Annotated in this window: 4 protein-coding genes; all 4 read right to left on the reverse strand. The window is 63.2% G+C overall.

Annotated features, from left to right (window positions below):
* Positions 1-388: 388 nt before the first annotated feature.
* The 4 genes from GXP39_18695 to GXP39_18710 all read right to left on the reverse strand — a co-directional run bounded on the left by GXP39_18695 (position 389) and on the right by GXP39_18710 (position 10,385).
* Complete coding sequence (locus tag GXP39_18695; GenBank protein ID NOZ30064.1) at positions 389-3,991, reverse strand: tetratricopeptide repeat protein; 3,603 nt, start codon at positions 3,989-3,991, stop codon at positions 389-391.
* Between the two features lie 300 nt (positions 3,992-4,291).
* Positions 4,292-8,779 carry a DNRLRE domain-containing protein gene (locus GXP39_18700; protein ID NOZ30065.1) on the reverse strand — a complete coding sequence of 1,496 codons (4,488 nt, stop codon included), beginning with the start codon at positions 8,777-8,779 and terminating at the stop codon, positions 4,292-4,294.
* A 208-nt stretch (positions 8,780-8,987) separates the two neighbouring features.
* Positions 8,988-9,173: a hypothetical protein gene (locus GXP39_18705; protein NOZ30066.1), complete on the reverse strand. Its 186-nt coding sequence runs from the start codon at positions 9,171-9,173 to the stop codon at positions 8,988-8,990.
* Positions 9,174-9,215: 42 nt separating this feature from the next.
* Positions 9,216-10,385 (reverse strand): hypothetical protein, encoded by a 1,170-nt coding sequence (locus GXP39_18710; protein NOZ30067.1) that lies wholly within the window; start codon positions 10,383-10,385, stop codon positions 9,216-9,218.
* Positions 10,386-11,726 lie beyond the last annotated feature (1,341 nt).

Here is an 11,726-nt window from a genome sequence, read left to right on the forward strand (position 1 = left end):
TGGAAGCCTCTTCAGAGCCCTCTCTGGACGTCAGAAAGCTCCCTGCATACGCAAGGAGCCGGTTCAAAACGCCAAAGTCCAGGGAGGGGCGCTAGCCCCTCCGGGCCTCCCTGTCTTGGGGAATCTGGACCTTGGCCGCTCAAGCATTAGAGCATTGAAAGGCCCAGGAGAAGGCAGAGGCGGTCGGCGCCCCATCTTTCCTCCCAGGAAATCGATACCACGAGGAGGGCGGCTTTCCATAGCCGCCCGATAGATAGGGAGCAGATTATGGAAACCTGCCCTACCGCTTGGGCTTTCCATAGCGCAAAGGGCATGTTTTGAATGAGCAATGTGCAGGATCGCCCAAGGCCACACGAAGCGACACGCACGGAGGGAACAACACGAAGCACTACAAGCGAGAGAGGGCTCGCGAACGCCAGGAACGCAGATAACGCCGACGCTGCACGGGATCGGTGATGTGAGCCGCCTTCGACCACACCTCAGCCCGAGCCCGAGAGAGGGCCATGCAAGCCTCCTGGCGCCGCCCCAGCGCAGCCAGCACACGGCTGTGGGCCAGGTACACCCGTTCCTCCGGTCCCTCAATGCATCCCTGCTCCTGCAAGAGCGCAACCGCCTGCGCCGTACACGCCAGCGCCGCCCCCGCGTCTCCCGTCATCAGGCGAGCCAGCCCCAAAGCAGCCAGGCCCAGGATACGGCCATGCACCAACCCCGCCTCCCCAGCGATCCGCACAGCTTCCTCAGCCCATCGCAGGGCCTCCGCCGGCTCCTCACGCTCCAGATGCCATCCTGCCAGGACGTTCAACGCCGTCACCTGCCCATAACGATCGCCGATCTCCCGTGCCATCTCCAGCGACCGCTCCACGGCCGCCCGGGCCTCCTCGAATCGCCCCTGGCCGATCAGCGCCTGCGCCAGATGTGCCAGCCCCTCCACTAAACCGCTCTTATACCCGATCTCCTCCTGAATGGCCAACGACTGACGGATGAACGACTCCGCCGCAGCATAATCGCCCATCGCCAGCAGGACCATCCCGGAGTTCCCCAACGCCGAGGCCTCCCCTCGCCGGCTGCCGGTGGCCCGCTGGAGCCCCAGGGAATCGGCATAACAGGCCAGGGCCGCCGGATAATCACCCCGCAGATAATGCAGATTCCCCAGGTTGTTCAGGGCATACGATTCGGCCGGCTGCGATCCGATCTCCCGCGCCAGGGACAGCGCCCTCGTCAGGTATTGCTCCGCCTCGGGCAGCCGATTCAGCCGGGTATGGAGGATCCCCATGTCCGTCAGATCCTCCGCCACGCGAGCCAGCAGCCCCAGCTCCGAGCGGATGGACAACGCCTGCCGGCGATAATCGAGGGAACGCTCGTAGTCGGCGATCAGGTAGTACGCGTAGGAGAGCACGCTGAGCACCTCGCCACGCGCGGCCGGATCGGCCGGCTCCAGCGCCAGGGCCGCAAGGAGCGGCTCCATCGCTGCCTGATACTCGCCGCGGAAGTAATGGGCGAAACCGAGCTGGGCCAGCAGGCAGGAGCGAGCGGAGGCATCGTCCATGCGCTCCGCCAGGGCGATCCCCTCCTCCGCCGTGGCGATGGCCTCCTCATACCGGCCGTCCAGGTTCAGATAACGAGCCCGATGAATCAACGCCTGCAGGCGCAGCCCATCATCGCCGCTCTCCTCGGCCAGGGCAGCCATCTCCGCCAGATCCGCATCCCGATCCGCCAGCCGCCCCTGGAGAAAGCGGAGATGGGCCCGATCAGCCAGCATCCGTCCACGCTGCGCCAGACAGGTGGGATCCGAGCAGGCGGGATCCAGCTGGTGCAGCAACGCCAGCGCCCGACTCTGATACTCCTCAGCCTCCTGCCACGCGAACAACTCGGTGGCCTGTTGAGCCGCCTGCGCGTAATAGCGCAGCGCCTTCGCCACCTCGCCGCCTGCGTCGAAGTGATACGCCAGCGTGGCCGCCGCATCCGGCCGAAGCTGCTCCCACGCCCGGCCGGCCCGCCGATGCAGCAACTGACGCCGCACCGGGCTGAGCCCCACCTCCACCGCCCGCCGGGTGAGATCGTGCTGGAACCGATAGCCGGACGCCTCCTCCACCAGCAGCTGTCGGGCCACCAACTCGTCCAATCCGTCCAGGGTCTCTAGCTCCCCCCGCCCCGCCGTCAGCCGCACCAGGTCGAAGTCAAAGGACGTCCCCAGGATGGCGCCGGCCTCCAGGATCTGCCGGGCCCGTGGGCTGAGGTGGGACAGGCGCGCCTCCAACGCCTGCCGGACGGGATCGGACAGGGGGAAATTCTCCAGATGAGTCAGGTCCGCCAGCGGCTGGTTCGCCTCCAGCAATGCCCGCACCGTCTCCAGAAGATAGAAGGGATTGCCCCCCGTAGCCTGCTGAAGACGGCGAGCCAGCGCCTCATCGCCGGGGATCGGGCCCACCAGATGGCGCAGCAGCCGCAGGACGGTCTCCGCATCCAGCCCCGTCAACCCCAACTCGGAGAGCCTTCCCGCCCGGGCCAGGCTATGCCGCAGCCCGCCCAACGCGTCGGCCTCCTCGCACCGGTACGCGCCGAGGATTAGCAACCGCCGCCCGTGAATCCGGCACGCCAGGTAGGCCAGCCAGTCCAGGGTGGCGCTGTCCGCCCAATGGAGATCGTCCAGACACAACAGGACCGGCCGAGGGCCATCCGCCAGCCCCAGAACGATCCGACAAAGCGCCTCAAACAGCCGAGGACGGGCCTCCTCGGGCTCCGAGGGCAACAACCGTGGAAGATCCGGGATCCGTTCCTGCAATTCGGGCAGGAGCCTGGAAGCCTCCGCCAGCCAAACCGGTGAGACAGTGTGAAGGAGGGAAGGGATCGAAGCCGAGGAGCTTCCACCATCCCCCCGGCCTCGTTTCCCGTCGCTCAGCACAGGACGCAAAGCCTCGACCAGGGGCTGATAGGGGGTCGTCCGGGCGCCGAAGTGCCCCGTCCCCACCAGGACCAACGCCTGCCCCTGCAGACGGGTGGCGAAGTCCTGCATCAGGCGCGACTTGCCGATGCCGGCCTCGCCTGAGATCAGGACCACGCCGCCATGCCCCGCCCGGGCGCGAGCATACGCCTGCTCCAGAAGCTGCCACGCCTCATCACGCCCCATCAGGGGAACTTCCAGGCTGGGGAGGGTCGTCCAGGCGGGGGAGACCACCGGACGCTGCAACGGAGGCGGATGTCCATCCAGGATCTCCTGATAGATGGCCCGGGTCTCCGGAAGCGGGCTGACCCCCAGCTCTCGCTCCAGGACGGCGACACAGCGCTCGAACTGGCGTAGGGCGGCGCCTCGATCGCCGACGGCGGCGTACAGCGCCATCAAACGGCGGTGCACATCCTCAGCCAGCTCATCCGTCTCCAGATAACGTCGGGCACAGGCAATGGCCGCGTCGTATTCCCCTCGCGCCGTCCATCCCTCCAGAAGCGCCTCCAACGCCTCCAGGTAGATCCGCTCCCAGGAGCGGCGCTCCTGAGCAGCCCACATCTCGAACTCGGGATTGGCAGGCAGGGAGAAGTCGGCGAGGAAGGGTCCGCCATAGAGCTCTACGGCTCGCTGAAGGGCCTCCAGATCCTCGACCTCTCGGAGAGGCTGAGGCTCGCGAGGCAGTGCAACACGCCATCGTTCGAAAGATGCCGTATCCGACCACACCCGGCGCGGGTCCAGGGCGACAAAATCTTCTGACGTCTGGAGGATCTCCGGATCGGGGAGAGCCCGACGAAGATGGGTTAGCAGATGGGTGAGGTTGCGGCGAGCCGAGGACTCCGGGACATTGGGCCAAAACAGGAAGCAGAGACGTTGTCGGGAGACCGGCTGCAGATGAGCAGCCAGGCGATAAAGCAGGGCTCGGGTCTGGCGGCGTGGTACGGTGAGAAGATCCCCACCCCAGAGCACTTTGGGTGGACCCAGCAGGTAGACCTTCAGGTCCGCTACGCCTTCAGCGGCGGGCAGCATCGTCTCCGGCTGGATGGACATGGCACACTCTCCGCCCGTTCGACGCCTGGAAGGAGCCCCATGAACGCAAGAGACAGCACCACACGTGAACGCGCCGACACGGAGGCGCGGATATCCTTCCCCCACGCCCACGGTTCCGTGCAGAACTGCCACGCATGCAACGTCGGTTCATTATAGCACACAAGAGCCCCATCGAGCCGGAGGAATGCGCCGGCTTCTATCCTCCACCTTACCTAGACGGGCATATTCCAAAAAGGATGTGCGGAGGGACGGCCGCCCCTCCGCACATCTCTCGGGACGCGAGGACACGCGCCCTCGTTCTCATCGAAACATCAGCGGCAGATACGTGGGATCGCCCACCTGAAGATCGACCCACAGCGGCCTCGTCATCACCCCTTCGTACAGGGCATAGACCACAAGCCGATACCGCCCAGGTGAGATCCCCTCCGTGTCCCAGGTCTCCTGGATCGGCTGGCTCGCGCCCGGAGCCAGCCGATTCGTATCCCGGATCCGATCCAGGACAATATCCCCCGCGGCGTTGTACGCCTGCAAGGTCACGGTTCCGCTGATAGGAACCGTCCCTGTGTTCCGGAAGGTGAAAGCGATGGCCACATCGTCTCCCGGATGGAACGCGAAGGGGCTGACGTTCAGATCGGTGAGCTCAGCATCGGCAAGGCCCAGCCGGAAAGGCACAGCCTCGCTGTCCAGTAGATTGCCGTCGAAGTCACGCAGCTCGACGTAGATCTCGTAGTCACCGGGGGCGAAGCCGGTGCTATCCCAGCGCAGAGGGAAGTAGGCCTGTGTCCCCACCTCCCCCAGCCGCCGCAGCAGCAGATCGTCCACCATCTCCTTGGAGTCCTGCTCCCTGACCACCGCACTGACGATCGCGTCCTGGCGGTCGCCGGTGTTATTCACCCACAGATGGGCGATCACGGACGCCCCCTGTGCGTAGGCATCGTCGGCCTCCAGGGCAGCCACCGTCACCGTGGAGAGGGTATAGGTAATGGCAAAGGTGTACGACTTGTAGAACCGGCCTTCCTGGGTTGAGTCATTATAGAGGAAAGGATAGACCACGATGGTCAGCGTACGGCTGCCGTCCGGGTGCTTGGTGACCTCCCACGAGAAGGGCTCCTCCGGCCACCAACCCTCGCCCTCACCATCCGACCGGGATGATTCAGCCGGCCGGGACGCGTCCATCTCCTCGAGCCCGCCCGGGATCTTCAGCCCAGGAACGGGGGTCGGCTCCGATCGCCAGGTCTGGACCACCTCCTGCACCCGATACCCCGGGGCCAGGGATTGCTGGACGGCGAAATAGGGAACGCGAGGGCGATTCGGTTCGATGAGCAGGCCACCGCCCGGGATGTGAGGGTAGTCGAACCCGCCGATGGTCACCACCTCGTAATCGGGGACCTCGACCTGGACCGTGGTCGGTGGCTCGGCCGCGGGGGCCGTCGCCGGAGTTTGCCGGCTGAGCGAGACGTAACCGCTGCCCAGCTTTGGATCTCCATACAGGTGATATTCTGAGGCCCAGTAATCCCCGTAGGTCCCACTCAGGTGGACTTTCAGATCACGGAAGACCTCCCCGACGCTCCTGTATCGCAGCCGGTCCTCCCAGTTTTGGAAGAACCAGAGACATGCCTCGTTGTTCGTCATGCGGGGCGAGACCTCCGTGGAGCCGATGTACACCGCGGTGCGGTTTTCGAGAAACGCCTCGGCGATACCCGTGTTCGGCGCGCTCGTCTCATAGCGGCCGGCGCTACAGCAGCAGGCGAAGGCAAAGGGGTTGCGTCCCCCGAAGTTGAGGGGAAAGTCCCAGTCATCCACCACGTCGGACCAGCCTCGCTCGTTGCAGTGGTCGCGATAGAAGATCAGGTCGCGGCCAGCTACGTCGTTGGCGAACTTGGTAGACGGCCGTTGCCCGGAGTTCAGCACCTCACGCACCTTCCACTCAGTGACGGTGGAGAAGCGATCGTCGAGGACGTCGGCGATGTCGTCCGCGTTTTGCTCGAAGGCCTCCACGCCATCTCCATCGCCGGCCACGACCAGGGCACTGTTATGCAGCAACAGGAAGCCGGAATGGCCGTTGCGAAGATTAATGCTGGTCTCGATGGGGATACGCAGATCGGCGGCGCTGTCCCCGATGATCCGGGCCACGATCAGCTCCGGGTCCACCCAATTACCGCTCGTGTTCCCATACTTCAGGTCACTCCAACGGACCGTGCCCGCGTCGCCGTGAGACGTGGTGTAGGCAGGGAGGATCTCTTCCTCGCCAACGAGTAGCAGATAGCCGTTGGAGAGGAAACCCTCCGGGGTCCCATCGCTGCCCATCATGTCCCGACCCCAATCGAGTATCACGGAGCGGACATCATCGGCGGCGGCGCTATGGACGGCGTCCAGATATCCCAAGATCCCCGATTTATAGAAGGCCAGCTCGGCCATATCACCCAGCAGAGCGTTGACATCGGCCGTGGGATTGAAGGTGAACAGAGCGTCGGGCCGAGTGACCAACAGGTAATCCGATGCCTGGCGGGCACGGGCCACAGCCTCGGCCAGCGTCTCGCCACCCGTGGTCAGGAAGGCCGGGCGATCGAAGGTCTCGTGATAAAAGCCCCAGAGATCGAAGAGTTCCAGAGGTTCCCCACCTATTGCATAGTCCACATCATCAGGATAGAGGATGGGGATGACGTCGTAGCTAATCCGAGCGGAACGACCGGGGCGTATCACGACGGTGGACGAGCCTCCCGTACCCAGGTCGAGCGTCACATCACAGCGCCTGGTTGCATCGTCGTAGTTGCTGGTCAAGACATAGCTATGCCCATCCCGACCGACCGCCTGGAACCCGACCAGATGATCCTCAATGGCATCCAGCGAGACATCAAGCGTCCCCGTGTTCGTTATCCAAAGGGTCACCCTGAGGCGATTATCGACACGGGTCACCGTACGCTGCACATCCAGGCGGCGCTCCCCCCGCTCGATCCGCACCGTCCGGCTGTCCTCTGCCCGCGATCCATCGCTCGCGTAGGCCACGGCTCGAACCGTGTACGTCCCCGTGGACATCCCGCTGATGTCCCAGGAATATTCGTGCCCATAGTCGCTCGAGGAGGAAGGGTAGGATGTATGGACCAACTCCCCATCGATGTAAAACTCGACGCGATTCACGGGATCGGTGGTCTCGGTACAGCGGCGAGCGGGCTGAGGCGGGACGCCGGGAGGTGGATCCAGGAACCCGGAGGAGCCGCAATGCCAGCCGTGCTCCGCAGCGTAGACCTCGATGTCCAACACGGCGCCCGGCGGGACAGCCCACCCGCTGATGTAGATCGTGTGATCTGGCGCGGGGGCGATGATCCACATATCCATGGGCGGATTCTCATCCGGCGGGATGAAGGGGGAGGATGCCTCTCGCACCGCATCGTGGATGTCCACAGCGCGAACCAATAGTTGATGCTGCCGGAAGAAGTCGGAGCGACGGAAGCCCATGACAGATGGCGCCAGCAGCATGCTGGCCTCATCCCCACCGGAGTGATCGGAGCCGATCAGCTGATCATCGATGTAAAAGTCAACCCGCTCGATGCCGTCCTCATCGAAAGCATCTACTTCGATCTGGTAGTATTCGGCCTCCGTGGGCAATCGAACGACGCGCAGCTGTGAGATGACCGGCTCCTGGTTGTCAGGCTTCGCCGCGGTTCTGAAGTAACCGCTTTGGCTGACGACGCGCCTCCCGGCAGCATCGGTCGATTCCACCCGATAGCGGTAAGTGGTGCTGGCCACCAAACCGCTGAGCACGAGGCGGTGCTCGGTGACGCGGCTCGCGTCGCTCACCTGGTCGGTGAAGAGGACAGCCCGCTGGCTGTAGCGGACCACGCTGTCGGCTGAGATGTTGGTCGTCCAGGTGATCACGGCGGAGGTGGCGGTGATCTCAGACACCCTGGGACCCGCTACGATCCTCAATGCCGGAGGGATGCCCGTGGATGTGGGGGTCGGCGTCCTGGTGGGAGTGCGCGTCGGTGTGGCAGTGGGCGTTGGCGTCCTAGTGGGAGTACGCGTCGGCGTGGCGGTGGGCGTCGGGGTGTCGGTGGCGGGCAGGTGGTACTGCACGACCAGATAGGGACGGCCGCTGGTCGCGTTCTTGGAGCGGAAGTAGCGGTAGTGATAGTACTTAGCACCGCCCGTCTCCGGTCCCCGGAGCTCGAACCCATAATTGGGGGCCTGGCCGAAGTCCTTTCCCTTCCAGTAGTTCGCTACCAGCGCCGTCACATCCCAGGTGTACCACCCTATTGTGAGACCTACCGAGCGAGATATGGCCGGGACGGTCTTCGGCCCCGGCCAATAGAGCGGACAACCCCAATTGGCCGTCACCTGCCGGAGCTCGATATTCACGGGGCTAGCGCCCCACGCATCGTATAGGTAGGCATAGAAGGTGGCGGAGTCGATGATGGCATCGGCCGGGATGCTGGAAAGGTGGAAACCAACGAAGGCCCGCTGGTACTCCGTGCCGAATTCGCTGCTGTTATATTGCACGGCCAGCTTCGCACTGGTGCAATAGCTGGTGCTGGGTGCGACGGAGTAAACGTAGGTATCAATGTAGGGCTGCTGGTTGTAGGTGCCTTCCGGCCCTGCTGCGGGGATGATCACCGTGTGGAGAGCGTCATCTGAGAGGCGGGTATGTTCGTCGCCCCCGGCCGGCGGCGCCCGGGTACCGTCCAGGTACGCAGGACGCGCCTCAGCGGATGGCCCAAGCATCATCGTCGTCACCAAGGTGACAAACAGGAGCAGAAAGGCGGTCGCCAGGATGGGGGAGCGGCTCCTCATGGCTGACTATCCTCCTCTTTTTTTGCGAAGCGATTCCATGAGCGCGACCCCGTATCCCCGGGCAGCCTAGAGAGGAAAACGCGGACAGAGGTCTCGTCTATGCCGTTAAATTGATGCGGATATAATCCTACGGCCAGAACCGATACACGCGAGGTCGATACTTCGAGGGCTATCGTGAGGTACAGGATAGTACCAAATGTCACCTTAGTCAAGCGAGCGGGTGGGTGCTCGCCTGGCTGATAGGCAACGATCGCACGCGCCACACATGCACCAGGGGCTTATCGGCATCGGCCAGAGGCTCGAGGATATACAACAGCCCCCGCTCCCGATCGAACGCGGCCGCACCTACGTGGTACTTTTGCTGATCAGAACGGCATACGGCTGTGGCTCCCACGTTTCCATCTCCCCTCGAGCCACCGCGGCCAGATCGGCGGGATCATACAGGAGCCGACGTAGGCGTGCTGGTGGGCGTAGGAGTAGGACCTGCGACGTGCCATCCCCGCAGGATGAGTGGGAGATAGCGTCCTCGGCTCAGAACGGGTGTCCCAACCGACGTGGGAGTAGGCGTAGCCGTCGGTGCCGAGATGGGCGTCGGAGATGGCGTGGAAGTCGGTATGCTCGTCGGCGTGGAAGTGGGCGCCTCCTCAGCTCCTTTCCAGCGATAGTAGAAGATGTTCAGCAATGGGACGAACTCGGCGCTGGCCTTTCGATCCCCGGCCGCCGTAGGATGGCTGTCCCAAGCATCCGAGCCATAGGCGGAGAAGTTGTTGTCCACCGTCTGAATGTGTTGCACCGCGCCGCCCCACCAGCGATGGTGATTACCGCTGGCCCAGCCCAGATCGTTGGTATTGCGGTTGCCCCCATTGCTGGTGAGCACGTTGTAGAAATCGAAGACGGCCACGTTATTGTAGGGATATCCGTCTAGCCAATCGTTCACCAACCAGTTGTTGAAGGCACGGGCGTTGGCCGCGTGGGCGGCATCGGTGCTGTTGGCCACCAATGGCGGCGCAGTGATCACAATGAAGAGCTTGTCCTGGCGGGTGGCGAAGTATTCCAGGATGTCGTTGTAAATCCCCTTGGCGTTGGCCACGGTCATGTATTCGGAATAGGCATCCTGGCCGCGCAGGGGGTTATCTCCGGTGGTGGGCGGATCGTTCGGATTGCCCCCCAGGTGAGAATTCGGGAAGCAGGATTTGAACATGATGATCTCGTTCTCGCCGCCAGGATCAGTGGCGAGGCGAGAATACGAGGAATGCTGGCCGCTCTCGGCGTACAAAGCAGCCATGTAAACATCGCGACGGGGGCCGCGGAACCAGTTCCACCAGTGACCGATGTCGGTGGTGTCGCCAATGCTATCCGGCCCCCAGCCGTAGTTGGTGTCGCTGACAAAGTAGTTGTTATCCCGCAGGGCGATGCCCAGGCCGCCATGATCGTCCGCCAGCCAGTCCTCCCCGGTGGAGTGGTGGATGAAGATGAGCTTGACCGGGCGATCCGGCGGATTAGGGTTGTCAGATCGAGCGATGCCGGGGGTTGGAGACGCATCGAGTGAGCAGCTGGGAGCGGCCAGGGCCAGATCCACGAGCAGCATGAGGAGAGCCAAGGTCATTACTGAGATCACAATCCCAGCACCGCGCATCTCACGTCCTCCCGAGGAACATGCAGGCCATTAGGTGAGTATAGCACCGTCGCCAGAGCGTTGTATGCCTGTAGGGCCACAGTTTCGCTTGGAACAGGCAAACAAGAGCTCCCGTAAGCACACGGCCCTGCGTCCCCATCACATATCTGACCGCCTCGTAAGGGCGACGCATGCGTCGCCCTACCCGGTGGCACGTATTCGTCCACTGAGCCGAAGGCCATCCGTTGGCAGCTTATGGCAATGTAGCCATCGCCTAGGGGTCCAGGCAGGCGATGGAGGTCGCTGTATCACCGATTCGCCCCGCAGGAGGGTGTAAAGCTCGATGAGCTGGCGATGCACGCCCTTCGCATAAGCGCTCAAACGCTACCGTGTCAGACCAAACATCATCGGGACGGAAAGCGATATCGTCTTGACGAATGAGCAATATCTCTGACGTGGGAAGGGCGTGATCCAGGTGACTTAGCAGCCGACTGAGGTTTCGACGAGCGGTGGATTCCGGCACATCGGGCCAGAGGAGGAAGCAGAGCTGCTCACGGGGTACGGGCTCCAACCGGGCGGCCAGGCGATACAGCAGAGCGCGTGTCTGTCGCCGTGGGATGGTCAGAGGATGGCCTCTCCACGTCACACGAGGGGGCCCCAACATGTAGATACAGAGCGGCTCCATCGGGGCTGCGCCACGTCCTCGGGTTTCCGGTCGGATAGACATGATCTGCCCCGCCATCTCTTCATAAGCAATATGGCATGAAGCATACTTCTATTGTACATGGAATTGAGGTAAATGACCAGAGATGGAAATAGTGTAACTGTTCAGAATGACAGAAACGATCAGAGATCTTATATGAGAGGACAGTGGGCCGGGCTTCCACGCCCGGCCCCTGGCAGCATGGGAGTTACTGTTTGATTGATCGCCCTAAGAGTGTGTCTGAGAGATGCCATTGCTTCTGCCGTGGGGAGGCCCGGAGGGGCGGAGCCCCTCCGGAAAAAGCCCTTCTTCTGCCTTCAACCTGCCTGACCTCGGCCTGGGCCCTTCGGAAAGGGCCGAGAAAGGCAGGTGCAGGCCGGAAAAGTGGGGTTTTCCGTGGAGGGGAGATCCCCTCCACACCACCCCCTGTGGAGTTGGTGGTTGAGGGAGACCCCTTAGACACCTTGCTGGTAAATTTTCAGACACGCTCTAACCGCCCCGGCTCACAGATAGACGGCGGATAAATCCCTTTATCTGACCCCGACCTGGATCCCCATCGGGATCGGGGATAGCAGGCCAAAGGAATGAAAGCCGGCCATCATCGGCGATGCGGCGAGCCGCCGCTCATC

This window comes from Chloroflexota bacterium (genome assembly GCA_013152435.1).
Taxonomy (GTDB): Bacteria; Chloroflexota; Anaerolineae; order DUEN01; family DUEN01; genus DUEN01.